Annotated in this window: 27 protein-coding genes and 1 riboswitch; of the genes, 13 read left to right on the top strand and 14 right to left on the bottom strand. The window is 69.6% G+C overall.

What is annotated here, in order from left to right:
- Positions 1-40 precede the first annotated feature (40 nt).
- The gene (locus F6X38_RS01565) at positions 41-808 is read right to left on the bottom strand and encodes a lytic transglycosylase domain-containing protein (protein WP_202617912.1); all 768 of its coding nucleotides are present in this window, start codon (positions 806-808) and stop codon (positions 41-43) included.
- A 104-nt stretch (positions 809-912) separates the two neighbouring features.
- Positions 913-1,029: riboswitch (TPP riboswitch) on the top strand.
- Here F6X38_RS01565 and F6X38_RS01570 point away from each other — a divergent pair.
- The 5 genes from F6X38_RS01570 to F6X38_RS01590 all read left to right on the top strand — a co-directional run bounded on the left by F6X38_RS01570 (position 1,020) and on the right by F6X38_RS01590 (position 4,422).
- Positions 1,020-1,634, top strand: a complete 615-nt coding sequence (locus F6X38_RS01570; RefSeq protein ID WP_150967769.1) for a YkoF family thiamine/hydroxymethylpyrimidine-binding protein — start codon at positions 1,020-1,022, stop codon at positions 1,632-1,634. It overlaps the preceding riboswitch by 10 nt.
- Positions 1,635-1,679: 45 nt before the next feature.
- Entirely contained in the window at positions 1,680-2,447 is a 768-nt protein-coding gene (locus tag F6X38_RS01575; RefSeq protein WP_150967770.1) for an ABC transporter permease, read from the top strand.
- Positions 2,444-3,307, top strand: a complete 864-nt coding sequence (locus F6X38_RS01580) for an ABC transporter ATP-binding protein (protein ID WP_150967771.1) — start codon at positions 2,444-2,446, stop codon at positions 3,305-3,307. Before F6X38_RS01575 ends, F6X38_RS01580 begins: the two co-directional genes overlap by 4 nt.
- Positions 3,211-4,224: an ABC transporter substrate-binding protein gene (locus tag F6X38_RS01585; protein WP_150967772.1), complete on the top strand. Its 1,014-nt coding sequence runs from the start codon at positions 3,211-3,213 to the stop codon at positions 4,222-4,224. Before F6X38_RS01580 ends, F6X38_RS01585 begins: the two co-directional genes overlap by 97 nt.
- A gap of 6 nt (positions 4,225-4,230) precedes the next feature.
- Positions 4,231-4,422: a helix-turn-helix domain-containing protein gene (locus tag F6X38_RS01590; protein WP_150967773.1), complete on the top strand. Its 192-nt coding sequence runs from the start codon at positions 4,231-4,233 to the stop codon at positions 4,420-4,422.
- Between the two features lie 158 nt (positions 4,423-4,580).
- On the opposite strand, the gene F6X38_RS01595 is transcribed toward F6X38_RS01590, so the two are convergent.
- The gene (locus F6X38_RS01595) at positions 4,581-5,510 is read right to left on the bottom strand and encodes an AEC family transporter (protein WP_150967774.1); all 930 of its coding nucleotides are present in this window, start codon (positions 5,508-5,510) and stop codon (positions 4,581-4,583) included.
- Between the two features lie 114 nt (positions 5,511-5,624).
- On the opposite strand from F6X38_RS01595, the gene F6X38_RS01600 reads away from it, so the two are divergent.
- From F6X38_RS01600 to F6X38_RS01620, 5 genes are all read left to right on the top strand, one after another.
- Positions 5,625-5,807 (top strand): hypothetical protein, encoded by a 183-nt coding sequence (locus F6X38_RS01600; protein WP_150967775.1) that lies wholly within the window; start codon positions 5,625-5,627, stop codon positions 5,805-5,807.
- A 118-nt stretch (positions 5,808-5,925) separates the two neighbouring features.
- The gene (locus F6X38_RS01605; RefSeq protein WP_150967776.1) at positions 5,926-6,702 is read left to right on the top strand and encodes a glucose 1-dehydrogenase; all 777 of its coding nucleotides are present in this window, start codon (positions 5,926-5,928) and stop codon (positions 6,700-6,702) included.
- Between the two features lie 15 nt (positions 6,703-6,717).
- On the top strand, positions 6,718-7,701 hold the full coding sequence (locus F6X38_RS01610) for a GlxA family transcriptional regulator (protein ID WP_150967777.1): 984 nt from the start codon (positions 6,718-6,720) through the stop codon (positions 7,699-7,701).
- 118 nt (positions 7,702-7,819) lie between these two features.
- Positions 7,820-8,722, top strand: coding sequence for a beta-keto acid cleavage family enzyme (locus tag F6X38_RS01615; RefSeq protein ID WP_150967778.1), 903 nt, complete (start codon positions 7,820-7,822; stop codon positions 8,720-8,722).
- 1 nt (position 8,723) lies between these two features.
- Positions 8,724-10,205: a carnitine 3-dehydrogenase gene (locus F6X38_RS01620; RefSeq protein ID WP_150967779.1), complete on the top strand. Its 1,482-nt coding sequence runs from the start codon at positions 8,724-8,726 to the stop codon at positions 10,203-10,205.
- A 37-nt stretch (positions 10,206-10,242) separates the two neighbouring features.
- Here F6X38_RS01620 and F6X38_RS01625 read toward each other — a convergent pair whose 3' ends face one another.
- Both F6X38_RS01625 and F6X38_RS01630 read right to left on the bottom strand, forming a co-directional pair.
- Positions 10,243-12,804, bottom strand: a complete 2,562-nt coding sequence (locus tag F6X38_RS01625; protein WP_150967780.1) for a GcvT family protein — start codon at positions 12,802-12,804, stop codon at positions 10,243-10,245.
- 355 nt (positions 12,805-13,159) lie between these two features.
- On the bottom strand, positions 13,160-13,657 hold the full coding sequence (locus tag F6X38_RS01630) for a DUF892 family protein (protein ID WP_150967781.1): 498 nt from the start codon (positions 13,655-13,657) through the stop codon (positions 13,160-13,162).
- A gap of 334 nt (positions 13,658-13,991) precedes the next feature.
- On the opposite strand from F6X38_RS01630, the gene F6X38_RS01635 reads away from it, so the two are divergent.
- Positions 13,992-14,564, top strand: a complete 573-nt coding sequence (locus F6X38_RS01635) for a DUF4142 domain-containing protein (protein ID WP_150967782.1) — start codon at positions 13,992-13,994, stop codon at positions 14,562-14,564.
- 74 nt (positions 14,565-14,638) lie between these two features.
- Here the strand turns inward: F6X38_RS01635 and F6X38_RS23220 are convergent, their stop codons facing one another.
- A complete protein-coding gene (locus F6X38_RS23220; protein WP_161992580.1) occupies positions 14,639-14,806 on the bottom strand; it encodes a hypothetical protein in 168 nt (55 codons plus the stop codon).
- A gap of 104 nt (positions 14,807-14,910) precedes the next feature.
- The gene (gene gyrB / locus F6X38_RS01640; protein ID WP_150967783.1) at positions 14,911-17,346 is read right to left on the bottom strand and encodes a DNA topoisomerase (ATP-hydrolyzing) subunit B; all 2,436 of its coding nucleotides are present in this window, start codon (positions 17,344-17,346) and stop codon (positions 14,911-14,913) included.
- A 216-nt stretch (positions 17,347-17,562) separates the two neighbouring features.
- Here gyrB and F6X38_RS01645 point away from each other — a divergent pair, with 216 nt between their 5' ends.
- Positions 17,563-17,862 (top strand): hypothetical protein, encoded by a 300-nt coding sequence (locus F6X38_RS01645; RefSeq protein WP_150967784.1) that lies wholly within the window; start codon positions 17,563-17,565, stop codon positions 17,860-17,862.
- Between the two features lie 13 nt (positions 17,863-17,875).
- Here the strand turns inward: F6X38_RS01645 and F6X38_RS01650 are convergent, their stop codons facing one another.
- Together F6X38_RS01650 and cysK are read right to left on the bottom strand one after the other, a co-directional pair.
- Positions 17,876-18,739 carry a mechanosensitive ion channel family protein gene (locus F6X38_RS01650; protein ID WP_150967785.1) on the bottom strand — a complete coding sequence of 288 codons (864 nt, stop codon included), beginning with the start codon at positions 18,737-18,739 and terminating at the stop codon, positions 17,876-17,878.
- A 151-nt stretch (positions 18,740-18,890) separates the two neighbouring features.
- Entirely contained in the window at positions 18,891-19,919 is a 1,029-nt protein-coding gene (gene cysK, locus F6X38_RS01655; RefSeq protein WP_150967786.1) for a cysteine synthase A, read from the bottom strand.
- 312 nt (positions 19,920-20,231) lie between these two features.
- Here cysK and F6X38_RS01660 point away from each other — a divergent pair, with 312 nt between their 5' ends.
- Complete coding sequence (locus F6X38_RS01660) at positions 20,232-21,074, top strand: GGDEF domain-containing protein (protein WP_150967787.1); 843 nt, start codon at positions 20,232-20,234, stop codon at positions 21,072-21,074.
- A gap of 3 nt (positions 21,075-21,077) precedes the next feature.
- Here the strand turns inward: F6X38_RS01660 and dut are convergent, their stop codons facing one another.
- The 6 genes from dut to ubiE are packed head-to-tail and all read right to left on the bottom strand — an operon-like array spanning position 21,078 to position 25,854.
- The gene (dut, locus tag F6X38_RS01665) at positions 21,078-21,533 is read right to left on the bottom strand and encodes a dUTP diphosphatase (protein WP_246191156.1); all 456 of its coding nucleotides are present in this window, start codon (positions 21,531-21,533) and stop codon (positions 21,078-21,080) included.
- Positions 21,527-22,750 (bottom strand): bifunctional phosphopantothenoylcysteine decarboxylase/phosphopantothenate--cysteine ligase CoaBC, encoded by a 1,224-nt coding sequence (coaBC, locus tag F6X38_RS01670; RefSeq protein WP_150967982.1) that lies wholly within the window; start codon positions 22,748-22,750, stop codon positions 21,527-21,529. The genes dut and coaBC overlap by 7 nt, the downstream gene beginning before the upstream one ends.
- The gene (locus F6X38_RS23225) at positions 22,747-23,163 is read right to left on the bottom strand and encodes a type II toxin-antitoxin system VapC family toxin (protein WP_210248874.1); all 417 of its coding nucleotides are present in this window, start codon (positions 23,161-23,163) and stop codon (positions 22,747-22,749) included. The genes coaBC and F6X38_RS23225 overlap by 4 nt, the downstream gene beginning before the upstream one ends.
- A 2-nt stretch (positions 23,164-23,165) precedes the next feature.
- The gene (locus F6X38_RS23230) at positions 23,166-23,426 is read right to left on the bottom strand and encodes a FitA-like ribbon-helix-helix domain-containing protein (protein ID WP_161992582.1); all 261 of its coding nucleotides are present in this window, start codon (positions 23,424-23,426) and stop codon (positions 23,166-23,168) included.
- A 55-nt stretch (positions 23,427-23,481) separates the two neighbouring features.
- Positions 23,482-25,074 carry a 2-polyprenylphenol 6-hydroxylase gene (gene ubiB / locus F6X38_RS01680; protein WP_150967790.1) on the bottom strand — a complete coding sequence of 531 codons (1,593 nt, stop codon included), beginning with the start codon at positions 25,072-25,074 and terminating at the stop codon, positions 23,482-23,484.
- Positions 25,075-25,854 carry a bifunctional demethylmenaquinone methyltransferase/2-methoxy-6-polyprenyl-1,4-benzoquinol methylase UbiE gene (gene ubiE / locus F6X38_RS01685; RefSeq protein WP_150967791.1) on the bottom strand — a complete coding sequence of 260 codons (780 nt, stop codon included), beginning with the start codon at positions 25,852-25,854 and terminating at the stop codon, positions 25,075-25,077.
- Positions 25,855-25,874: the final 20 nt, after the last annotated feature.

Below are 25,874 nucleotides of genomic sequence, written 5' to 3' on the forward strand. Positions count from 1 at the left end.
TGCCGATCGCGGGCAGGAGGGCTACGCCGGCTGCCGCTCGTCACGGCCGCTTCCCGGCTTTTGCTCGGGCCGGACCTTTCGTCAGGTCGATCACCACCCGGATGCGGCCCGGCCGCGACGCCGTCACCCGTGTGATGCCGAGCCCGGCCGCGAACATCCGCTGCCACGCGGCGGCCTTGAGAGGCCGGTCCGGCAGCTTCGCGGTGAGGCCCCGCGCCGCGAGCTTTCCGCAGGCCTTGCCGAACTCCATGCCATCGGCGATCGGCAGCGTCGCGAGCTCGGTTTTCGCCCGCAGCCAGTCCTCCGCCGGATGACCGGTGATCCAGAGCACGTAGTCCTGTGTTTCCAGGGGCAGTCCGCCCCGGCCCTGCCGCCAGGCGTCGACCCGTCCGGGGCCGGCATTGTAGGCGGCGGCGGCCAGCCCGATGTTGCCGAACCGCGCCTTGAGATCGGTCAGGTAGCGCGCCGACGCCGTCAGGGCCGCGGCCGCGTCGAACGGATCGGCGAGACCCCGCTCGGCCGCGGTCGAGGGGAGGAACTGCGCGATGCCCTGCGCGCCCTTCCAGCTCACCGCCGCGGGGTTGAACAGGCTTTCCCGCCAGATCAGCCGGGCGAAGAACGAGGCGGGCAGCGCCTGCCGCTCCGCTTCCTCCGCGATGACGCGGCAGGCATCCGCTGCAAAGGATGCCTTGCGGATGCGCGCGAGCGACTCGTCGGCCGCGAGCGATGAACCGCACGCGAGCGTCAGCACGAGGCCGGCCGCGGCGAGGAGCGTGTGGAGGGGCGGTGCCATGGTCCTGCCACGCATGCCGGCAAACCCGCCGGTTTCGTGGCGGTCGCCGCCGCAGGCACGATCCTGCGCCGGCTGCGCAAGGAGGGTGTTGCGCTTCGCGCGAGGAGGCGCTAACCCTCGCGCCATCACAGGGGTGCTCCGCGATGCCGGGGCTGAGATTGGGAGCGCGGAGGCTCCCGGACCCTTCGAAGCTGACCTGGGTAATGCCAGCGGAGCGAGGTGGACGATGTTTTCCGGCGCGCAAGTTTCCCTCTATCCGATGACGGACGATTTCGTCTCCGTCATCCTCGGCGCGCTCCGCGCCCTCGATCCCTATCGCGACCGCTTCCGGATCGAGACCGACGACCTGTCGACGCTCGTCGTCGGCCCGCCGGACGAGCTCTATCCCGCCATGCGCGACCTCTTCGTCGCGGCCGCCCGCACCGGCGTCCACACGGTGCTGCACGCCACGGTCTCGCGAGGCTGCCCCGGCGAGCCGGACGCCGAGATCTGCGAGGTCCCGGACGGCTACACGATGCTCGCCGATCGGGGCGAGCGGATCGAGGCGGCGCTGGCCGCCGCCGCCGCCGCGCCGCGCCTCGGCCAGACGGTCGCCGCGCAGTTTTCCTACTATCCGCTGAGCGCCGCCGAGCGGCACATGCACGAGATCTACGACGCGATCGACTTCCTGAAGGGCTCCGGCACGTTCAGTCGCGCGAAGAATTTCTGCACCGCGCTCGAAGGCGACGCCGGCCCGGTCTTCGCGACCCTCTCGGAAGCCTTCCTGCGCTTCTCTCCGCCGGAAGCGCATGTCGCGATCGACCTTACCGTGTCCGCCAACAGTCCGAGCCGCCGCGCCTGACGGGACGCGCCGACGGTGGCGCTCGACAAGCTTTCGACATCGAAGATGCGTCGCCTCTCGCGCACCTGGCCCGCCCTCGTCTCGCTCGGCGCGGTTCTCGTCGCGTGGGAACTCTACGCGCGGCTGGCCGGCGTCCGGCCGACCTTCCTGCCCGCCCCGACGCGGGTCCTCAATCAGATGTTGCAGCAGCGCGCCGTTCTCCTCGACAACGCGCTGCCGACCCTCGCCGCGACCCTCGGCGGCTTCGCGCTGTCGCTTGTCGCGAGCTTCGCGCTCTCGGTCCTGATCGACTTCTCGGCCTTCCTGCGGCGGGCGCTGTTTCCGCTGTTCATCGTCAGCCAGACCCTGCCGCTCGTCGCCATCGCGCCGCTGGTCGTGCTCTGGTTCGGCTTCGGCCTCCTGCCGAAGCTCCTCCTGGTGGCGCTCGTGACCTTCTTCCCGATGCTGGTCGCGCTCGTCGACGGCTACCGCTCCACCGACCCCGAGATGGAATGGCTGCTCCGCTCGATGGGCGCTTCGCGGCTTCAGGTGTTCCGGCGGGCGCGGCTGCCCTCGGCCCTGCCCTTCTTCTTCGCGGGGCTCCGCATCTCGATCACCTATGCCGTGGTCGGGGCGATCTTCGCCGAATATGCCGGCGCGGCGAAGGGGCTCGGCATCTTCATGCTCGGCGCGAAGAACAACTTCCGGCCCGATCTCGTCCTCGCCGCGGTCGCGGTCAGCGCCGGGCTGACGCTCGCCCTCTTCGCCCTCGCCATTCTCGCCGAGCGCCTCGCGACGCCGTGGAACCGGCCGACCCGCGAGGCGGACCGATGACGGAAGCGCCTCGGCTGGCCTTGCGCGCGGTGGCGAAGTCCTTCGGCACTCTCCGGGTGCTGGCGGACGTGTCGCTCGACGTCCGGGCCGGCGAGTTCGTTTCGATCCTCGGGCCGTCCGGCGCCGGCAAGTCCACCGTCTTCCGGCTGCTTACCAGCGGCGATGCGCCCGACGGCGGCGAGATCCGGTTCGACGGCGAGCCGCTAAGGGCAGCCGGCGGCTGCTTCGCCCTCATGCCGCAGCGCGACGTCCTGATGCCCTGGCGGCGCGTCCTCGACAACGCGACCCTCGGCCTCGAGATCCAGGGGCTCGGCCGCCGCGAGGCGCGCGAGCGCGTCCGGCCCCTGCTGGAGTTGTTCGGCCTCGCCGGCTTCGAGCGGCACTACCCCTCGGAGCTTTCCGGCGGCATGCGCCAGCGCGTCGCGCTGCTGCGCACCGTCGTCCAGGCGCGCGACATGCTGCTTCTCGACGAGCCGTTCGGCGCGCTGGACGCGCTGACGCGGGCGGCGATGCAGCGCTGGCTGGCCGGGATGTGGGAGCGGCACCGCTGGACCGCGCTGCTGATCACTCACGACGTGCGCGAGGCAGTGTTCCTGTCGGACCGCATCTTCGTCCTGTCCGAGCGGCCGGCACGGGTGGTGCGCGAGATTTCGGTTCCCTTGCCCCGCCCGCGCCCGGCGGTGCCGCCGCCGCTCGCGGCCGAGATCGAAGCCGACCTTCTCGAAACCCTGCTCGATCCATCGATGAAACGCGAGGCCCAGCCGTGCCCAATCCCTCCCGCCGCCGCTTCCTCGCTCTCGCCGCCGCCGCGACGGCCGCGCTCGCGCCTCGCGCCAAGGCTCAATCCGGCAAGCGCGTGACCGTCGCGCTCGACTGGACGCCGAACACCAACCATATCGGCCTCTTCGTCGCGCGGGAGAAAGGCTTCTACGGCGAGGCCGGGCTTGGCGTCGAAATCCTGCCCTACACCGACACCGCGGCCGGCACGCTCGTCGCGAACGGCGTCGCGGATTTCGGCATCCTCAGCACCATCGGCCTCTGCACCCAAAAGGCGGCGGGCGCCGATCTCCGAGGCGTCTTCGCGGTGACGCGGAAGGAAACCGGCCGCGTCGTCTTCGATGCGGGGCGAAACGACATCCAGCGCCCGCGCGACCTCGACGGCCGCACCTATGGCGGCTTCGGCAGCGCCTGGGAGAACGCGCTGATCGACTCGATCGTCCGGCACGACGGGGGCAAGGGCGAGTTCCGCACGGTGACGCTCGGCACCTCCGCCTACGAGGCGCTGGCGAGCGGCGCGGTGGACTTCACGCTGGAGGTCGCGACCTGGGAAGGCGTCGAGGCCGAGCTCGCCGGCCGCCGGCAGCGCGCCTTCACCTACGCCGACTACGGCGTTCCCGACGAGCACACGACGCTGATCGGGTCGAGCGACGGCTATCTCGCGGCGAACGGCGACGCGACGAAGGCCTTTCTCGCGGCGACCCGGCGCGGGCAGCTCTTCGCGGCCGAGCACGCGGCGGAGGCCGCCGACATCCTCATCGCCGCGAACGGCGCGACGCCCCTCGACGCGGAGCTCGTCCGCGCCTCGCTGAAGACCTTGAACGACGGCGGCTACCTGAAGGGCCCCGACGGCGCGGTCGGAACGTTCGAGCCGGCCAAGATCGAGGCGATGGGCCGCTACCTGTTCGAGGCGGGCATCCTCCTCGACGCCGACGGGAAGCCCTTGACGGCGGCGCCGGACTTCGCAGCGTACTATACGAATTCCTTCCTTGCTCCCTGAAGGCCGATGCCCCTCGCCGACAACGTCCTTCGCCTGCGCGTCACCGACGGAAAGACGATCGAAGAGGTCGCGGACGGTGCGAAGCTGCCGCCGGCGCTGGTCGCGGCGATCGAGGGCGGCCGCCGCTCCGTGCCGCCGAAATCCCTGAAGGCGCTGGCGACCTATTTCGGCGTCAGCGTCGAGTTCCTGCAGCGCTGAGAGCGCCCGACGGAACCTCCGGGCGGAGAGCCGGCGAGGAATTTTTCGCTCCTGCAAGGAGCCGAGCGCAGTCCATGCAGCGCATGGGCGAGCATTGGCGACGATGCAGGGGCGGAAAAGACCCGGCGGATCGACCCCGTGAGGTTCCGTCGGACGCTCTAAACGGCGAGGATCGCGAGCCAGAGCGAGATCGTCACCGCCGCGAGCACCGTCGACAAGGAGACCGAGGCCGAGGCGGTCGCGGCACCGACGCGCTCGCGGGCCGCGAGCAGGTAGGCGTTCACGCCGGACGGGCAGCTCGCGAAGAGCACGCAGACGGTCGACCACGCGTGCGGCATGGCGAAGACGTGGCGCGCCAGCACGAAGACCACCGCGGGGTGGACGACGAGCTTGCACAGGCTGACCAGCGCTGCCGGGCGCCATTCGCCGCCGACGCCGTAGCGCGCCAGCGCCAGACCCATGCCGATCAGCGCGCAAGGCGCGGCCGAGGCGGCGACCGGGTCGACGAGGCGGTCGAGCGGCCCGCTCGTGTCGAGGCCGCTCGCGCGCAACGCGAGGCCGAGATAGATGCCGATCATGATCGGGTTCGTCGCGAGGGTGCGCATGACGCGCCGTCGCGCATGCGCGAGCCCTGCCTCGCCGGCCCCTTCGAGGAGCAGCGTGGCGACGGTCGTCATCAGCGGCAGGTGGACGGCGAGGAGAAGCGCGAGCGGCGTCGCGGCGTCCGGTCCGACGGCGTCGAGGATGAGCGGAATGCCGACCAGCGCGGTGTTCGCCTGTCCGGCGGTGAAGCCGAAGATCACCGCCTCGCGCCGATCCCGGCCGAAAAGGCAACGCGCGGCGAGGGTCGCGAGCGTCCACGCGACGGCGACGCCGGCGAAATAGGCCAGCCAGTATCCCCAGGGCTGCTCGTCCGGCAGTTGCGAATGGAGGATGGTGCGCAGGAGCAGGCAGGGAATCGCGAGTGTGTAGACATAGGTCGCGAGCCCATCGCCGACGCCCGTATCGAAGAGCCTGAGCCGTGCCGCCGCGTAGCCGATGAAAATGAGGCCGAAGGTCGGCGCGGTGATCGACAGGACGTGCGGCACGGCGGTCTCGCGGTGAACCGGTCCCTTGCGCGATCTTCGGCGCGGCGGCAAGCGCCGTCCGGAACGAGCGGACGGGAACGGCGCTTCTTCTTACGCAAAAGGGAGAACGCCGCGATGTCGAACCTGCCGACGCATCCAGGCACGGACGTGCCGGAACCCGAGCTGCCGGGTCAGAGCGACGACGATGCGGTCGGCCGGCCGCTGCCGGACGAACCGAACGAAGACACGCCGACGCCGGACATTCCCGGCGCGCCGGGACCGGACGTCGTCAGCCCCGAGCCGTCGAAGCCGCTTTAGTCGAGCCGGCCGAATCGTCCAGGCAAGGACGCCCCATCGGCTTTCGGGCTTGCCAGCGAGGGGAGCCGAAGGAGAAGGTGCGCCCGCGCTTTCGCCTTCTCCTCGCCGGGTATCAGCCATGACGACGCCGCCTGCCAACCCCTTCGATCTTCGCGGCCGGGTCGCGCTGGTGACGGGCTCGAACCGCGGCATCGGCCTCGCGCTGGCGGAAGGCCTCGGCCGGGCCGGCGCCCGCGTCGTCGTGAACGGGCGCAGCGCCGAGCAGACCGGGAGCGCGGTCGCCGCGCTTACCGCGACCGGCATCGAGGCCGCTGCCGCCGTGTTCGACGTGACCGACGCGGAAGGCGTCGCCGCCGGGATCGGGCGGATCGAGGCCGAGGTCGGGCCGCTCGACGTGCTCGTCAACAATGCCGGCATGCAGCACCGCGCCCCGATCGAGGACTTCCCGCTGGAGAAGCTGCGGCAGGTGGTCGAAACCAACCTGATGAGCGCGTTCTACGTGTCGCAGGCCGCGCTTCGGCACATGATCCCGCGCCGGCGCGGCTCGATCATCAACATCGGCTCAGTGCAGAGCGAACTCGGCCGCCCGACCATCGTGCCCTATACGGCGACCAAGGGCGGCGTGAAGATGCTGACCAAGGGGCTCGCGGCCGAGCTCGGGCCGAAGGGCATCCGCGTCAACGCCATCGCCCCCGGCTACTTCCGGACCGAGCTGAACGCCGCGCTCGTCGCCGACGCCGCCTTCTCCGAATGGGTCGGCAAGCGCACCCCTCTCGGCCGCTGGGGCGAGGTCGGGGAGCTGGCCGGCGCGGCGGTCTTCCTCGCTTCCGACGCTTCCAGCTTCGTCACCGGCCAGATCCTCTACGTCGACGGCGGCATGACCAGCGTCGTCTGAGGGCCGCATCCGGCGATGAGCATCTGGAGCGGCGCGGGCCAGCCCTTGCGCATCGACATGCTGCTGCTCGACGACGTCTCGCTGATGTCGATCTCGGCCTGCGTCGAGCCGCTGCGGGCGGCGAACCGGGTGTCGGGCGAGACGGCCTACGAATGGCGGCTCCTGTCCATGACCGGCGCGCCGGTCCGCACTTCGAGCGGCATCCTTGTTCAGGTCGAGGGGCGGTTCGATCCGGACGCCGCGCGCGACGCGGTCTGGATCGTCGCCGCCTTCGATGCGTTGGCGCATGCCGGGCGAGCGCTTCTCGCGGGCCTCCGCCGGCTCGACCGCCGGGGCTTGCCGATCTGGGGCGTCGAATCCGGCGGCTGGGTGCTCGCTGCGGCGGGCGTGCTCGACGGCCACGGCGCGACCGTCCACTGGGAGGACCTCGAGGAGTTCGCGGCCCGCTTTCCGCGCCTCGCCGTCAAGGCCGACCGCTTCGTCGTCGACGGGCGCTACGCCACCGCCGGCGGCGCCTCGCCGATGCTCGACCTCAACCTCGAACTGATCCGGCGGCGGCAGGGCGTCGCGGTCGCGCTCGAAGTCGCGCGGATCTTCGCCTACGATCAGGTCCGCGCTCCCGACCATCCGCAGCCGCAGCGGGCGCTCGGGCCCGCGGCGCTCCGCGATCCGCGCGTCGCGGCGTGCCTGAACCTGATGGCCGGGGCGATCGAGACGCCGCTTCCGATCCCCGTCCTCGCTAGGCATGTCGGCCTGTCGACCCGGATGCTCGAAAAGCTGTTCCTGCGCGCGGTCGGCGACAGCCCCCGCGCCTTCTATCTCGACCTCCGGCTGAACGGCGCGCGGCGGCTGGTGGTCGACACGGCGAAGAGCATGACCGAGATCGCGGTGATGACGGGCTTCGGCTCCGGCTCGGCGCTGACCCGCGCCTTCCGCGCCCGCTTCGGTCAGACGCCGCGCGCCGCGCGAGAAATGCGGCTCGGCCGGATCGACGGCTGATTGGTGGCGCGTCGCGCAAGCAGCGGTTCGCTTTCTGTCTATTCTGGTGCGCGAAAACGCAAAATTTTTGTTCGCCTCTACTCCACCCTCCCCTGCCGGATAGGGAGGTCGATCCTCGATGAATTTCGAAGTTTTCATCACGGCGGCCGTCACCGGCGCCGGCGACACCGCCGCCAAGAGCGAGCACGTCCCGGTCACGCCACGCCGGATCGCCGACGCCGCGATCGACTCCGCCCGGGCCGGCGCCGCGATCGCGCATCTCCACGTCCGCGATCCGAAGACCGGCAAGGGCGCCCGCGACGTGGCGCTCTACCGCGAGGCGGTCGAATACATCCGCGCCGCCGACGTCGACGTGGTGATCAACCTCACCGCCGGCATGGGCGGCGACGTGGTGTTCGGCGCAGGCGAGGCGCCGCTGCCGCTCGACCCCGCCGGCACCGACATGGTCGGGCCGACCGAGCGCCTCGCCCATGTCGCGGAGCTCAGGCCGGAAATCTGCACGCTCGACTGCGGCACGATGAACTTCTCGCTCGGCGACTACGTGATGACCAACACGCCCTCGACCCTGCGGGCGATGGCGCGACAGGTGCAGGCGCTCGGCGTCAAGCCGGAACTCGAAGTCTTCGACGCCGGCCATCTCGTCTTCGTCCACGACCTGATCAGGGAGGGGCTGATCGACGGCGCCCCGATGATCCAGCTCTGCATGGGCATTCCCTACGGCGCGCCGGACGACCCGCTGACGCTGATGGCGCTCGTCCACCGCCTGCCGAGGGACGCCGTGTTCTCGGCCTTCTCGATCGGCCGCAACCAGCTTCCCTTCGTCGCGATGGCGGCGCTCGCCGGCGGCAACGTGCGGGTCGGGCTGGAGGACAACCTCTTCCTCAGCCGCGGCGTCAAGGCGACCAACGGCCAGCTCGTCGAGCGCGCCCGCACCATCCTGGAGGCGATGGGCGCGCGGGTCCTCGGACCCGCCGAGGTGCGGGAGAAGCTCGGCCTCCGCCGATCCGGAAAGGACGCCTGATATGTCCGACATCGCAAACATCGGCATCGTCGGCTGCGGCGTCATCGGCGCCGGCTGGGCGGCCCGCTTCGTGCTCAACGGCTACGACGTCGCGGTCTTCGATCCGGACCCGGAAGTCGCCCGCAAGATCGGCGAGGTGCTGGCGAACGCCCGGCTGGCGCAAGGCAAGCTGCTGCCCGGTCTCGCCCTGCCGGAAGGCCGGCTGACGGTCGCGCCCTCGCTCGCCGAGGCGGTGGGAAATGCGGACTTCGTGGTCGAGAACCTGCCCGAGGTCGAAGCCCTGAAGATCCGGGTCCTCGCCGAGATCGATGCGGCCGCGCGGCCGGAGGCGGTGATCGCCTCCTCGACCTCCGGCCTCCTGCCGAGCCGCCTGCAGTCCGGCATGGCGCATCCGGAGCGCTTCATCGTCGGCCATCCGTTCAACCCGGTCTACCTCCTGCCGCTGGTGGAACTCTGCCCCGGCGACAAGACCGCGCCCGCCAACCTCGACACGGCGGAGGCGCTGTACCGGCGGATCGGCATGCGGCCGCTCCGGGTGCGGCACGAGATCGACGGCTTCATCGCCGACCGCCTCCTGGAGGCGCTCTGGCGCGAAGCGCTCTGGCTGGTCAACGATGGCGTCGCGACGACCGCCGAGATCGACGACGCGATCCGTTTCGGCGCGGGCCTCCGCTGGTCCTTCATGGGGACGTTCCTGACCTACCGCATCGCCGGCGGCGAGGCCGGCATGCGCCATTTCCTGGCGCAGTTCGGCCCGGCGCTGAAGCTGCCTTGGACGAAGCTGGAAGCGCCCGAACTCACCGAGGACCTCGTCGACACCGTCTCGGCGCAGTCCGACGAGCAGGCGGCCGGCGTCTCGATCCGCGCCCTCGAACGCAAGCGCGACGATTGCCTCGTCGCCGTGATGAGCGGCCTCATGGGCGAGGATTATGGGGCCGGCAGCGTGCTCAAGGAATATCGCCAGTCGCTGTTCGAACGCGCCGGCCGGGGCGCCCCGAGGTTGTCAGAGGCCGGTTCGGGCCCGCTCGCGACCTACGCAGCGCAGGTGCCTGCGGAGTGGATCGACTACAACGGCCACATGACCGAGCACCGCTACCTACAGTGCTTCGGCGAGGCGACCGACGCTCTGCTCCGGCATATCGGCGTCGATGCCGGGTATCTCGCCGCGGGCCGCTCCTTCTACACGGTCGAGACGCATCTGAGGCATCTCGGCCAGGGCCGCGTAGGCGACAGCCTCACCGTCGAGACGCAGGTCGTCGATACGGACGCGAAACGCCTGCATCTCTTCCATTCGCTGCGGAAGGACGGCGATGCGGTCCTCGCGACGGCGGAACAAATGCTGCTCCACGTCGACACGCGGGCCGAACGAACCGCCGCGATGGAGGGGGACGTCCTCGACGCCGTCCGGCGTCTGGCGGACGCGCATGCGGCGCTGCCGCGCCCCGACGCCGCCGGCCGCGCCGTCGGCATCCGGAAATCCTGATCCCTTCTCGGCCGGCGCGCCTGCCGGCCGGTTCCCATCAGCTCCGCGGCTTCAGGTTCTCGGGGTCGTAGAGCGGCCTGTAGCCGATGGCCGCGACCTCCACCGGAAAGGCCTCGCCGAAATACTCGACCTGCAGCTTCCGACCTTCTTCGGCATAGGCGTGCGGCAGGTAGGCGAGCGCGATGTTCCGCCCGACCGTCGGCCCGTAGGCGATCGAGCTCGTGTAGGAGCGGCGGCCGAGCTCGTCCACCAGCGTGTCGCCGGTCTCCGGGTCCTGCACCGGCAGGATGCCGACCGGGTAGCGCTCGACACCCGACGCGTCGCGGTTGTCGGTCATCACCAGCGTGCAGAGCGTCGCCGGCTGGTGGGCGCGGGCGCGGTGCTCGACATGCTTCGCCTTGCCGCGGAAGTCGGCTTCCTTCACCTTCGGGCGCTGGAGGCCGGCTTCGAGGAGGTTGTACTCGGTCAGGAGGTCGGCGTTCTGCAGCCGGAGGCTCTTCTCCATCCGGCGCGAATTGGCATAGGTCTCGATGCCGACCGCCATCACGCCGGTGGAACGCAGCGCGTCCCAGACCGCGAGGCCGTCCTCGTAAGGCATGTGCAGCTCCCAGCCCTGCTCGCCGACATAGGAGATGCGGAAGGCGCTGATCTTCTTGCCGGCGATCTCGACGGGCTTCACGGCCGCGAAGGGGAAGTTCTCCGGGTTCAGCCCGTCAGGATCCGCCACGACCTTTTGAAGGTTCACGCGAGCGTTCGGGCCCCAGATGCCGATCGTGACGTACCGCTCCGACACGTCGGTGACGGTGACGTCGAAGCCCTTCTCCTCGGCGACGCGGCGAAGATAGTGGTAGTCGCGCGGGCCGGCGTCCGCTCCGTCCACGACGCGGCAGCGGTCGCCCATGCGGAACACGGTGAGGTCGGCGCGCACCATGCCCTCGTCGTCGAGGAAGTGCGTGTAGATGCCCTTGCCGACATTGGCGTCGCCGCCGATCCTCGCGGCGCAGACCCATTCCATCAGGGCGACGTGATCCGGTCCCTCGACGTCGAGAACCGCAAAGTGCGACAGGTTGATGAGGCCGCAATCGTCGCTCATCGCAAGCTGCTCGGCATTGGACACCCGCCAGAAATGTCGGTTGTCCCATTCGTTCTCGCGCACCGGCACGCGGTTGCCGTAGCGCTCCAAAAGGTGCTCGTTGGCGGCGTAGCCGTGCGCCCGCTCCCAGCCGCCGAGCTCCATGAAGTAGCCGCCGAGCTCCTTCTCGCGCTCGTGGAAGGGCGAGCGGCGGAGGTTCCGGCTGGTCTCGAACGGCTCGCGCGGGTGGATGCCGGGATTGTAGACCTTCTTCGCCGCCTCGCCACAGCGGTTCGCGATGAACTCCTCGCTGAGCTGGTGCGGATAGAAGCGCGACACGTCGATCCGCGAGTGGTCGATGCCGGTGCGCCCGTCCGTCATCCAGTCGGCGAGGAGCTTGCCCATGCCGGGCCCGTCCTTCACCCAGACGCCGACGCAGTACCACAGGCCGCGATGCTGCGTGCTCTCGCCGAGCATCGCGTTGCCGTCGGTCGAGACCTGCAGCAGGCCGTTGAACGAGCGGCGCTCGTCGTAGCCGAGCTCACCGAGGATCGGGGTCAGCTCAATGGCGCGCTCCAGCGGCTCGAGGATCTGCTCCATGTCGAGGTCGCGCTGCGAGGGCGACAGGCGCGCCTCCTCCTTGCCGAGGAGTTCGCGCGGGTGGCAGAGCCGGGGGGCGTGCTCCTCGTAGTAGCCCCACTCGATCATGCCGCCCTCCGACGTCGTCGGATCGCCGGTGTCGCGCATGTAGGCGGAGTTGCCCTGGTCGCGGAGCAGCGGCCAGCCGATCTCCTTGCCGGTGCCGGAGAACTCGTCGAACGGCCCGAAGAAGGTCAGCGGGTGGTCGATCGGCATGACGGGCAGGTCCTCGCCCGCCATCTCTGCGATCATGCGGCCCCAGAGGCCGGCGCAGACGACGACGCGGTCGGCGAGAATCGTGCCGCGCGGCGTGACGACGCCCTTGATCCGCCCGTCCTCCAGCACCAGCGAAGTGGCCGGCGTGTTGGCGAAGCTCTTCAGCTTGCCGGCCTTCTCGGCCTCGTCGATCAGGATGCCGGCGACGGTCTGCGAGCGCGGGATCACGAGGCCCGCATCCGGGTCCCAGAGGCCGCCTTGGACGACGCTTTCCTCGACGAGCGGAAACTTCTCCTTGACCTCGGCCGCATCCATCAGGCGGGCGCGGGTGCCGAAGGCCTTGCCGGACGAGACCTTCCGGCGGATTTCAGTCATGCGCTCGTCGTCGCCGACGCGGGCGACCTCGATGCCGCCGACGCGGGCGTAGTGGCCCATCTTCTCGAAGAACTCGATCGAATAGAGCGTCGTCCAGCAGGACAGGTAATCGTGGCTGGTGGAGTAGCAGAAGTCCGACGCGTGCGCGGTCGAGCCGATGTCGGTCGGGATGCCGGACTTGTCGATGCCGACGATGTCGTCCCAGCCGCGCTCGGCGAGATGGTGGGCGACCGACGCGCCGACGATACCGCCCAAGCCGACGATGACGACCTTCGCCTTTTCCGGAAACCCTGCCACGGCTGCAAACCCCTGCCTTGAACCTTGTGCCCGACCTTCCGTCCCCGGCGCGGACCGTTGCCGAGCTTCCGTCCCGGCGAGTGCCCAAACGCGAGGCACACCCGAGACCGAGGACGCCGGTCCGTCCGACGTCGGCGGAAGGTCGACCATGTCGGAGGCGAGCAATGGTCTATTCGCGTCGTTTCCCGGCACCGTCCGCGGCCCCTTCCGCTTCCCGCCTCGCGGGTTCGGGCGGCGTGAGGGAACGCTGCGACCGGCAGGGGGCCGGTTCGACGGGAGCGTCCGAAAGGAGCAGGCCCGCCGCGGGCCGGCGGCAGCCTGCTTGCGCGCCGTCGCGGCAGCCCTCCGGCGATGCTCAGGCGGCGCGTTTGCGCAGATAGGTGTTCACGAGGTTCGGCAGGTTCTCGCCGAGCCAGTCGCCCATCTCCTCCTCTTCGCGCATCGACTGTTCGAGCACCGTGCGGTCGTCCGCGGCGCCGGCCGCCTCGGCCAGCACCACGAGCGCCTTGTAGGAGCCGATCTCGTAGGCCTTGTAGCCGATGGCCGCCAACACGTTCTTCAGGACGTCGTCGTCGGAGCCGGCATGCGCGAAGCCCGCGACCGTCGCGACCGCGCCGCCGACCGCTTCCTTCACGTAGGACTTCGACGAGCCGTGCCGGGCGAGCAGGTCCTCCAGCCGGCCCGCCTGGGCGGTCGAGCGGTCCTTGTCCGCCTGCATCCGGGCGTGGAGCTCGGGATAGTCCGTCGTGTAGCTCATCTCGTTCTGCAGCGTGCCGATCGCCTGCGTTTCGACGAGGTGCTGGTTGCGCAGCCCCGTCAGATACACGTCAAGGGCAGTGTTGCCGTCGCTCATGGTCCGTCCTCGCGGTTCGAAGATGCCGCAATGTCGGGCGGCAACGGCCGAAACTTCCCTGATGCCACGCGCCTTCAACGCGGCATTCTGTCCGCCGGCACGGCGCGTGGAGGCGAAGAGACTGCGAAACCTCCGGCCGGCGAGCGGCGGAAGTCGCGCGATCCCGCTGTTGTGGCTACAGAATGTCGCGGAGACCGGGACCCTCCACGGATCGCCAGCGGCCCGCGCAGTTGGCTATGCAAAAGCCCCGGCCCGGATGGTGGACGGCCGGAGCCGCCGCCCTTTCTGCGGCCTCCTGACCGAACCATTCCGGTTCGACGTTCGGGAGGCTCCCATGCACCGTCGGCAGATTCTATCGTCAATCGCAGCTCTGTCTGCCGGGTTCGTCGCGACCTCCGCCTTCGCGCAGGCGACGGCGAAGAAGACCGATCCGGAAGCCATGGGCGAGGCCGAACGCAAGCACGCCATGATGACCATGAAGGTCGGCGCGCTGTCGCTCGCCACCAGCCGCATCGCCGAGAAGAAGGACACCGGCCCGATGGTGGCCCAGTTCGCCATGTTCGAGGTCGCCGAGCAGGAGACCATCGCCGACGTCCTCAACTCGATGAAGAAGAGCGAGAGCGCCGCCAAGGGTTCCATGACCAAGCCCAGCGAGGCGGAGGTCATGGACATGCTGGACGCCGAAGGCAAGCAGATGGTCGAGAAGCTGCAGGGCCTGTCCGGCACCGAGTTCTCGAAGATGTACGTGATGGCGCAGACCGAAGGGCACCAGAAGCTCCTCGCCATCCAGGAGGAGTACCTGAAGGTCGGCGAGAACCGCGAGCACCTGAACGTCACCAAGCTCGCCCGCGGCCAGATCAAGGAGCACCTGAAGCTCCTCGCCGACATCAAGACCGACCTCGGCTGACACTTAAGCGTCGCGGAACGGCGAGGGCGCTCGCGCCCTCCTCCACTACCGGCGCGGCCGGGAGCCGGTCCACCTCAGGGTTTGCTGGTTCCCAGCACCTTCTTCCGGGCGGCCGCCTTCCGGGTAGCCCGCTCGATCCGGGCGTCCTTGTCCCGCTCGGCCTGGAGGCGCGCCGCCTTCAGGCGTGCGGTCTTCTGCTCCGTGGTCTCGCCGCCGGCGGGCGGCGGCTCTCCTCCGGGCATAGACGCTCTCCATGTTCAGGATCGTGCCGGCCAGCGTATTCTCGCTCGCGTCCGCACTAGCCGCTACAACGCGGGCGTAACTCCCATCAGCCGCCTACACCCGATCAGATGTCGAGGTTGGCGACGGCGAGGGCGTTGTCCTGGATGAACTCGCGGCGCGGCTCCACCTCGTCGCCCATCAGGCGCGAGAAGAGCGAGTCGGCATCCGTCGCGTCGGCGACCCGCACCTGCAGGAGCGAGCGGACCTCCGGGTCGAGCGTCGTTTCCCAGAGCTGCTCCGGATCCATCTCGCCGAGCCCCTTGTAGCGCTGCAGCGAAAGACCCTTGCGGCCCGCCTCGAACACGGTTTCGAGGAGGTTCGCCGGCCCGTGCAGCGGCCGCTCCTCGTCCTTCCGCTTCAGCTTCGGCGTGCCGGCATAGACCTCGCCGAGCCGGCCGGCCAGCCGGTTCAGCGCTAGCGCGTCGGCGGAATGGATCAGCCCCGCGTCGAGGTTCTGCACCTCAGTCACGCCGCGCACCTCGCGCATGAAGCGGTAGCCGCCCTCGCCGGTGGACTCCCCGCGCCACGGGCCGTCGCCTTCCTCGGCGAAGGCGTCGAGCCGCCCGGCGACCGTTGCGGCGAGCGCGGTCGCGCGACCGTCGTCCTCGGCCGTGGCGGAGCTCAGCGCCCCGGCGACCGCCGCCTGCTCCACCAGCCGCTTGTCGTAGCGCGAATGGAGGCCGTTCAGCACCGCGCGGACGGCGAGAGCGTCGTCGACGACGCTGCGAAGGTCACGCCCAACGCGCACTTCGCCCGACGAGAGCGTCAGCGTCACGTCGTCGAGGCCGCCGTGTATCAGGTAGTCGTCGAGCGCCTTCTCGTTCTTCAGGTATTGCGACTGCTTGTTGCGCGTGACTTTGAACAAGGGCGGCTGCGCGATGTAGACGTAGCCGCGCTCGATCAGCTCCGGCATCTGCCGGAAGAAGAAGGTGAGGAGCAGCGTGCGGATATGGGCGCCGTCGACGTCGGCGTCCGTCATGATGATGATCTTGTGGTAGCGCACCTTGTCCGGGTTGAACTCGTCCTTGCCGATCGAGGTGCCGAGCGCGGTGATCAGCGTGCCGACCTGGTCGGAGCCGAGCATGCGGTCGAATCGGGCCCGCTCGACGTTCAGGATCTTGCCCCGGAGCGGCAGGATCGCCTGGTTCTGGCGCGAGCGCGCGCCCTTGGCCGAGCCGCCGGCCGAATCACCCTCGACGAGGAAGATTTCCGACTTCGCCGGATCGCGCTCCTGGCAGTCGGCGAGCTTGCCGGGCAGCGAGGTGATGTCGAGCGCGCCCTTGCGCCGCGTCAGCTCGCGCGCCTTCCGGGCCGCTTCGCGCGCCGCGGCGGCTTCCACCACCTTGGCGACGACGATCCGCGCCTCCTGCGGGTGCTCCTCGAACCATTGGCCAAGCTTCTCGTTGACGAGGCTTTCCACCACCGGGCGCACCTCGGAGGAAACGAGCTTGTCCTTGGTCTGGGACGAGAACTTCGGGTCCGGCACCTTCACCGAGAGGACGCAGGAAAGGCCCTCGCGGCAGTCGTCGCCCGTCGGCGCGACCTTCTCCTTCTTCAGGATGCCGCTGTTCTCGGCGTAGCCGATCACCTGCCGCGTCAGGCCGCCGCGGAAGCCGGCCATATGCGTGCCGCCGTCGCGCTGGGGAATGTTGTTGGTGAAGCAGAGCACCGTGTCCTGGTAGGCATCGTTCCACCACATCGCGGCCTCGACCGTGATGCCGTCCTTCTCGCCGAGGATCACGATCGGTGCGCCGATCAGCGGCTTGCGGGCACGGTCGAGGTACCGGACGAAGGCTTCCAGCCCGCCCTCGTAGAAGAGTTCGGTCCGCTTCTCGTCGGCATGCCGCTTGTCGGCAAGGAGGATGTTGACGCCGCTGTTCAGGAAGGCAAGCTCGCGCAGGCGGTGCTCCAGCGTGCCGTAGTCGAACTCGGTCTTCGTGAACGTGTCCGAGGAAGGCATGAAGGTGATCGCGGTGCCGGTCTCCGTGCCCGCGTCGCCGGTCTCGCCAAGCGGCGCGTCCGGCACGCCGTGGGTGAAGCTCATCTCGTGGATGCGGCCCTTGCGGCGGATGGTCATCCGCAGCCAGACGGAGAGCGCGTTCACCACGGAGACGCCGACGCCGTGCAGGCCGCCGGAGACCTTGTAGGAGTTCTGATCGAACTTTCCGCCGGCGTGAAGCTGGGTCATGATGACCTCGGCCGCCGAAACGCCTTCGGAGGAATGGATGTCGGTCGGGATGCCGCGGCCGTTGTCGGTGACGGTGCAGGAGCCGTCGGCGTTCAGCGTCACGGTCACGCGCGTCGCGTGGCCGGCCAGCGCCTCGTCGATGGCGTTGTCCACCACCTCGTAGACCATGTGATGGAGGCCGGAACCGTCGTCAGTATCGCCGATATACATGCCCGGACGCTTGCGGACCGCGTCGAGGCCCTTCAACACCTTGATCGAATCGGCCCCGTACTCGGCGCTGGGAGCGCCGGCGGGTTGCTCTGCTGCAGACATGAAATTCCTTGAACGATCGGGCGCGGCGAGATTGCGCGAACGAACCCGTCCGGCCTTGCGAATATAGGCCGGAAAGCCCGAAAATCCAAGCTTTCCCGCCGCTTCGCCGATCAACCTCCCGCAAACGGACTACAGCCGTAACGCTATGCCGCACCCCGCGGAACCGCTTGACGATTCAACCGGTTGCAGGAAACCCACGATGCCGGACGACCTCCCATGAAAGCCCCCCTTCTCGCCCTCGCAGGCGCAGGCCTTGCCCTTTCCGCCTGCGTCTCGGACCCCTATCCGATCCAGGGCAGCGTGTTCCTGTCGCCCGACTCGTCGATCGGCGCCAACCGCGCCCCCCGCGGCTCGGACGCCTTCTGCCGCCGCTACGCGCAGCAGACGCAGGACAACTTCTTCGAAGCGAACAGCGACGCCGAGGACAGCTTCGGCTCGAACGCCCTCGTCTACCAGCAGGCGCGGAGGTCGGGCGACGGCGCCTACGAGCGCTGCCGCCGCGGCCGCACCAACTGACGCGGCCGCCCCGTCATCCGGCGAGATAGCGGGACGGGTCGCTGTCGGCCGGCACGAGGCGCTGGATGGTCTTCGGCTCGCCATCCGCTCCGAACCGGCGGCTCAGCGCCGTGCGGATCATCTCCGGCATCGTGTGCTGCGCCTCGGCCACCTGATTCGGATCGACATGGGTGCGCACCACCACGACCTGCGCATCTCCGCTGAGCTGGTCGAGATAGGCTTCGACTTCCTTGAGGCCGGGCGCCTCCTCCGGCGGGCGCAGCGTCTCGACGAGGAGGTCCTTCGCGGCGTCGAAGTCGACGGCGCGCGGCAGGCTGACCGCGAAGGCGACGAGCCGCGAGCCGGAGCGCGAATGGTTGCGCAGCCAGACGTTCCAGAGCCCGGAATTCGGCACGAACACGAAGACGCCGTCGAAGGTCTCGAGATGGCAGACGAAGAGCCCGATCTCGCGCACGGTGCCGGAAATGTTCTGCGCCTCGACGAAGTCGCCGATCCGGAACGGCCGCAGCCAGAGCAGCATGATGCCGGCCGCGATGTTGGTGAGCGTGCCCTGCAGCGCGAGGCCGATGGCGAGGCCCGCCGCGCCGAGGACGGCGAGGAGCGAGGTCATCTGCACGCCGACCTGCCCGAGCGCCACGAGGAGCGCCAGGATAATCACCACGTAGCGCACGATCGCGCCGAGAGGTCCCAGCACCGTCGGGTCGACATGGGTGGAATGGCGGAAGGCGCCGATCACCAGCCGCGCCAGCCAGTTGGCGACGACGAAGCCGGCCGCGAGGATCAGGACGGCGACGAGGAGGTTCGGCAGGAAGCTCGCGGCCTGCGCGGCCAGCGAGCGGGCGAACTGCCCGGAGGCCTGCAAGGTTTCGTTCGGCATGGATGTCCTTCGCGTTGGATCGCGCGCCGCCTCCCTGCCGGCCGCCGGTAGTTCCTCCTCCCGAAACCCGGCGGGAGAAAGGACGGAACGGGCAAAAGAAAAGGGGCGGCGCGTCGAGGCGCCGCCCCTTTCGCTCTTCTATCGCGTGCGATCAGATGCTCGGGATACCCTTCGGCGGCTCCTTTGGCTCCTCCGGATCGACGAGGCCTTCGAACAGGGCCGTCGACAGGTAGCGCTCGGCGAAGGACGGGATGATCACCACGAGGTTCTTGTCCGCGTTCTCTTCGCGGCGGCCGATCTCGATCGCGGCGGCGAGCGCCGCGCCGGACGAGATGCCGACGGGCAGGCCTTCGAGACGGGCCGCGAGGCGCGCCAGCTCGAAGGCCGTGTCGTTCGAGACCTTCACCACCTCGTCGTAGATCTCGCGGTCGAGCACGGCGGGCGCGAAGCCGGCGCCGATGCCCTGGATCTTGTGGGGGCCCGGCGAGCCGCCGCTGAGCACCGGCGAGGCCTCGGGCTCCACCGCGACGATCTTCAAGGCGGGGTTGCGGCTCTTCAGCACCTGTCCCGCGCCGGTGATCGTGCCGCCCGTGCCGATGCCGGCGACGAAGACGTCGACCTTGCCGTCGGTATCGTTCCAGATCTCCTCGGCGGTGGTGACGCGGTGGATCTCGGGGTTCGCCGGGTTCTCGAACTGCTGCGGCATCACGGCGTTCGGGATGTCGCGCAGCAGCTCCTCGGCCTTGGCGATCGCGCCCTTCATGCCCTTCGCGCCTTCGGTCAGAACGAGTTCGGCCCCGAGCAGCCGCAGCATCTTGCGCCGCTCGATCGACATGGTTTCCGGCATGGTCAGGACGAGCTGGTAGCCCTTGGCGGCGGCCGCGAAGGCGAGGCCGATGCCGGTATTGCCCGAGGTCGGCTCGACGAGGGTCGACTTGCCGGGCGTGATCTTGCCCGCCGCCTCCAGCGCCTCGATCATCGCGACGCCGATGCGGTCCTTGACGCTGGACGTCGGGTTGAAGAATTCGAGCTTGGCGAGGAGCTTCGCCTTCACCCCCTTCTCGGCGGCCAGCTTGTCGAGCCGGACGATCGGCGTGTCGCCGATCGTGTCGACGATCGAATCGTAGATGCGGCCGCGGCCCCGCGTCCGCGCCCCGCTGTTCGGCCGGCTGTCGTCCATCGCCTCGCTCCCTTCCTACCTGCATGGCCGGGTGAAGCCGGCGACGATCGTTCTCGAATTTGAGGAAACTAGGACGGCCGGCACGGCTTGCCGAGAGAGCGGCATGCGGTCCGACGCCATGGAGAGGGAAATCCGTTCCGCCGCGAGCCCGCTTCGCAGGTCATCGTTTCCTTGGAAAACCGGGAGCCCCGCATCGATTTCGCTTCGCGCGAAACAACCGGTTACGGCGAATGCGACCTGCGGCGTTAACCCGGCCGCAACGGGACGGCTCGCTAGATGGCGAGTAAGTCGCTGTCCTGAAACGAGAATGTCGTGAACCGCTTCGGCAACGTCACCCGTCTCCTGCTCGAAACCGCCTCGCTCACCGCGGTGATGGGCGTCCTCGTCCTGGTCGCCGCCTGGCATTATTTCGGCAATCTCGGCGGCGCGCCGGGCGCGTCGGTGGTCTTCGCGCTGGGGGCGCTCCTCGTCTGCGCGATTCCCGTGCAGGCCTATATCGTGCTCCGCTTCCTGGCGCTGAAGGAAAGCAACAACCGCCTCTATCGCGCGGCGACCGAGGACGGCCTGACGCGTCTTCTCAACCGCACCGCCTTTCGTTCCGGCTTCGACACGGAACTCGTGCGGCGCGGCGGCGGCCGCCGCGGCGACATCCAAGGTTTCGCGCTGCTCATCGTGGACGCCGACCACTTCAAGAAGATCAACGACACGCTCGGCCACGCGGTCGGCGACCAGGCGCTGCGCCTCATCGCCGGCACGCTGCGCGCCTCGGTACGGGCGGACGACATCGTCGGCCGCCTGGGCGGCGAGGAGTTCGGCGTGCTCCTGAAAGGCGCGGGGATGGAGGAGGCCGAGATCGTCGCGGAGCGCCTGCGCGCCCGGATCAACACGCTCGCCGTCGGGCCCCAGTCGGCCCCGCGCCGGCTGTCGGTCTCGATCGGCGGCATCGTCTTCGACGCGGCGCTTCCCTTCGACGCCTTGTTCAAGGTGGCGGACGCGAATCTCTACCGCGCCAAGGAAGGCGGGCGGAACCGCGCCGTCCTCACCAACGCGCTTCGCGGCGCCGCCCCGAAGCGGCAGAACTGGGGGTCGACGCGCTCGCTCGCCGGCCCCGCGCCGGAGACGATCGCGACCGAGTTCCGCCGCCGATCCGACTGAGCGCTATCGTCCGGTCGAGCCGAAGCCGCCTGAGCCTCGACCCGTATCCTCCAGTTCGGCCACTTCGGCGAAACTTGCCCGGAGAACCGGCGCGAGGAGGACTTGCGCGATGCGGTCGCCGTGCCGGACGGTGAACGGCTCCGTTCCGAGATTGACAAGGATCGCCATGACCTCGCCGCGAAAGTCGCTGTCGACGGTGCCGGGCGTGTTCAGCACGGTGACCCCGTGGCGGAGGGCGAGGCCCGACCGGGGCCGCACCTGCATCTCGTAGCCCTCCGGCACGGCGAAGCGGAAGCCCGTCGGCACCGCCGCCCGCGCGCCGGGATCGATGACGAGCGGCTTCTCGCCGAGCGCCGCGCGAAGGTCCGCTCCCGCCGCGCCGGCCGTCGCGAGCGCCGGCAGCGGCAGATCGCGCGCATGGGCGAGCCGCTGGCAGCGGACCATGACGGCGGTCACGATGCTGTTTCCTCGAGCCGGTCGGCGATCACGCCGGCGAGGCGATCCGCCACCGCCTCCTTCGACATGCGGGCCCAGGTCTCGATGCCGTCCCGTGAGACGATATGCACGGCGTTGTCGGCGCCACCCATGACGCTGCCGCCGGTCTCGTCCACTGCCACGTCGTTGGCGACGATCATGTCGGCGCCCTTGCGGTCGAGCTTGGCGAGCGCGTTGGCGAGAAGGTCCTGCGTCTCGGCGGCGAAGCCGACCACCAGTTTCGGGCGCTCCCTATGATGGCCGACGGTCGCCAGGATGTCCGGGTTCTCGGCGAAGCCGAGCTGCGGCGGCGCTTCGCCGGGCAGCTTCTTCAGCTTCTGCCCGGCGGTCTCCGCCGGCCGCCAGTCGGCGACCGCCGCGACGAAGACCCCGGCATCGGCCGGCAGTTCCGCCTCCACCGCGGCCAGCATCTCCAGCGCCGTCTCGACGGCGAGCGTGCGAACGCCCGTCGGCGGCGGGATGGCGACGGGGCCGGAAACGAGCGTCACCTCGGCCCCGAGGGCGGCGAGACTCGCGGCGATCGCATGCCCCTGCCGGCCGGACGAGCGGTTCGCGACGAAGCGCACCGGGTCGATCGGCTCATGGGTCGGCCCGGATGTCACGACGATCCGCTTGCCCGCGAGCCGCCGGCTCCCCGCGAGGATCGCCTCCAGCGCATCCGCGATCTCGGCCGGCTCCGCCATGCGCCCGAGGCCGGATTCGCCCCGCTCCGCCATCTCGCCGGCGTTCGGGCCGACGAAACGCACCCCATCGCCGCGCAGCCGCTCGACGTTGCGGACGGTGGCGGGATGCGCCCACATGGCGGGGTTCATCGCCGGGGCGAGAAGCACCGGCACCTTCGCGGCCAGCAGCACCGCGCCGGCGAGGTCGTCCGCGAGGCCGTTCGCGAGGCGCGCCAGCCGGTCGGCCGTGGCGGGCGCGACCACCACCGCGTCGGCCTCGCGCGCCAGCCGGATGTGCCCGACGTCCTGCTCGTCCTCGCGCGAGAAGAGATCGATGAAGACATGCCCGCCCGACAGCGCCCCGACCGCGAGCGGCGTGACGAACTCCTGCGCGCCGCGCGTCATCACCGGGACGACGGTCGCGCCGCGCTCCTTCAGGCGGCGGACGAGGTCGAGGGCCTTATAGGCGGCGATGCCCCCGCCAACGACGAGAAGGATGCGCTTGTTCTGAAGGTTCACGTCGAGGCCTGCCACGGATCGACGAGTTCGAGGCCGGAATCCTCGAAATCCCGTACGTTGCGCGTCGCGAACGCCGCCCCGTGGCGAAGCGCGATTCCAGCGATCAGCGAGTCGGGCACGCCGACCGGACGCCCAGCCTTCTGGCGTGCGGCGCGAAAGCGGGCGGCTTGGTTCGCACTTTCGGAATCTAGCGGCAGGACTTTCCCCCAATCGCCCCGCACGAAGCGCTCGAGCAAAGTCTCCAGGCGCTCGCATTCGGCTGAACGGCGGAGAATGCCGATGCCGAAGCGAATTTCGAAAAGCGTCACCGTCGTAATGACGAGCCCCTGCGCGAGGCTTCGGTCAAAGAATGCCCAAACCAACTCGTTCGGCGACTTCCGCATCGCCTCTGAGACGACGTTGGTGTCGAGCACGATCACAGGCCGAAATCGACCGGCCGGTCTTTCCATTCGGAACGGTCGAGAGGTTCGAAGTCCGCGCCCCCGCCGGCTTCGGCGCGCAATCGCCGCAAGACGTCGCCCGCCGTTTCCTGCTTCGCCGTGGAGCGCCGGCCGACCACGAATGCAGTCAAGGCGGAGCGCGCCTCTTCCTCCAACGACCGACCGTTGCGGGCGGCGATATCTCGCAACTCGCGCTCCACCGCCTCGTCGATGTCGTGGATCGTCAGGTCCAGCATCCATTCGCTCCCATGCGTTCGACGCGAGGATACGGCGGCGGTCAAGCCGCCGCAATCATCCGCCCGTCAGCAGCGCGGCGGCGATGGCGAGGAGCGCCAGCGCCGTCAGCCATTGCGCGATATGCGAGGAGATGATGCCGAGCTTGGTGTCCTTCACGAGCTCGACCAAGGTGTCGTCGTTGATCCGGACGCCGTTCTCGATGAGCTCGGGCAGTTCGCGCGCCAGGATCTCGAGCCCGACGGAGGCTTCCGGCAGGCGGTGCGCCAGACGCAGGATCGCCTGGATCCCCTCGCCCGCATCCCTGAGCTTCGCCGCCGGGCCGAGTTCCCCGAGGATGTAGTCCGACACGACCGGCTCGGCCGCGACCCACATGTTGAAACGCGGGTTCAGCGAGCGGGCGACGCCCTCCACCACCACCATCGTCTTCTGGAGGAGCACGAGTTCCGGCCGCGCCTTCATGGCGAAGAGTTCCGTCACCTCGAAGAGCAGCGTCAGGAGATGCGCCATGGAGATCGTCTCGGCCGGCTGGCCGTGGATCGGCTCGCCGATCGCCCGGAGCGCCTGCGCGAATGAGGCGACGTCCTGGCCGCGCGGCACGTAGCCGGCCTCGAAATGGATCTCGGCGACACGCCGGTAGTCGCGCCGGATGAAGCCGTAGAGGATCTCGGCGAGGAAGCGCTTCGAGGCTTCGCTCAAGCGCCCGACGATGCCGAGATCGACCGCGACCACGGTCCCGTCCGGCGCGGCGAAGAGATTGCCCTGGTGCATGTCGGCGTGGAAGAAGCCATCGCGCATCGCGTGGCGCAGGAAATTCTGCACCACGGCGACGCCGAGCGCTTCGAGGTCGTGCCCGGCGGCGATCAGCGCCGGCACGTTGTTCATCTTGATCCCGTCGACCCATTCCATCGCGAGGACGTCGCGGCCGGTGCGCTCCCAGTCGACGGCCGGCACGCGGAAGCCTTTGTCCTCGGCGATGTTCTCGCCCATCTCGGAGAGCGCCGCCGCCTCCAGGCGCAAGTCCATCTCGATGCGGGTCGACTGGGCGAGCGTGTCGACCACGGCGACCGGCCGGAGCCGCCGCGAGGCCGGCACGAAGCGCTCCAGCTGGCGCGCCATGAAGCCGAACGTGTCGAGCTCGCGGCGGAACTGCGCGCGAACGCCGGGGCGCACCACCTTCACCGCGACGTCGCGTGTCCCCTCCGGCGTCAGGACGCGGGCCCGGTGTACCTGCGCGATCGAGGCCGCGCCGACGATCTCGCCGAATTCGACGAAGAGGTCGTCGATCCGCCGGCCGAGCGTCAGCTCGATCGCTGCGATCGCCGCCTCGCGCGGAAACGGCGGCACCCGGTCCTGCAGGCCGGTGAGCGCGGTCGCGACCCGCGCGCCGACGATGTCGGGGCGCGTCGCCAGGAACTGCCCGAGCTTCACATAGGACGGCCCCAGCCGGTTCAGGGCGCGCGACAGGTTCTCCGGGCTCACCCCCTCGCCTTCGCGCGGCTGGCGCCGGGAGACGAGGCGCGCCAGCCGAAGGCCCAGCGCCGGACCGGGACCGAGCCCTTCCACCGGCAGCGAGGAGACGACGCCTTCGCGGGCGAGAACGAACAGCGCGCGAACGAGCGCGAGCGTGCCGCGGACCGTGCCGGCCAACTAGAGCTTCCAGCCCGAATGGATGGCCGCGATGCCGCCGGAAAGGTTGCGGTGCCGCACCCGCTCGAAGCCGGCCGTCTCGATCATCGCGGCGAAGTTCGCCTGGTTCGGGAAGCGGCGGATCGATTCCACCAGATACTGGTAGGAGTCGCGATCCTTCGCCACCGCGCCGCCGATCGCGGGGATCGCGCGAAACGACCAGAGGTCGTAGAACTTGTCCAGCACCGGCACCTCGACTTCCGAAAATTCGAGGCACATGAACCGGCCGCCAGGCTTCAGCACCCGAAAGGCCTCGGCGAGCGCCAAGTCGATGCGCGGCACGTTGCGGATGCCGAAGGCGATCGTATAGGCGTCGAACGCGGCATCCGGCAGCGAGAGCGCCTCGGCGTTGGCTTCGACGAAGGTGAGGTTGGGAAGGAGGCCGCGCTTTCGCGCCCGCTCCTCGCCGACTCCGAGCATCGAGGCGTTGATGTCGAGGACGGTGCCGGTGGCGGTGCCGCCCGACGCCTCGACGATGCGGAAGGCGACGTCGCCCGTGCCGCCCGCGACGTCGACGAAGCGCCAGCCGGCGCGGCGCGGGGGATTCAGCCAGCCGACCATCGCCGACTTCCAGGCACGATGGAGCCCGCCCGACATCAGGTCGTTCATCAGGTCGTAGCGTTCCGCGACGCGGTGGAACACGTCGTTGACGCGAGCCTGCTTCTCCTCGCCGTCCGAGACGCGGGAAAAGCCGTAGCTCGTTTCCATGCCTTCCGCGCCCGTGGTGCGGCTCGCCGACATGCTTGGGTCTCCTCGTATTC

The organism is Plantimonas leprariae (genome assembly GCF_008802405.1).
Taxonomy (GTDB): Bacteria; Pseudomonadota; Alphaproteobacteria; order Rhizobiales; family Rhizobiaceae; genus Plantimonas; species Plantimonas leprariae.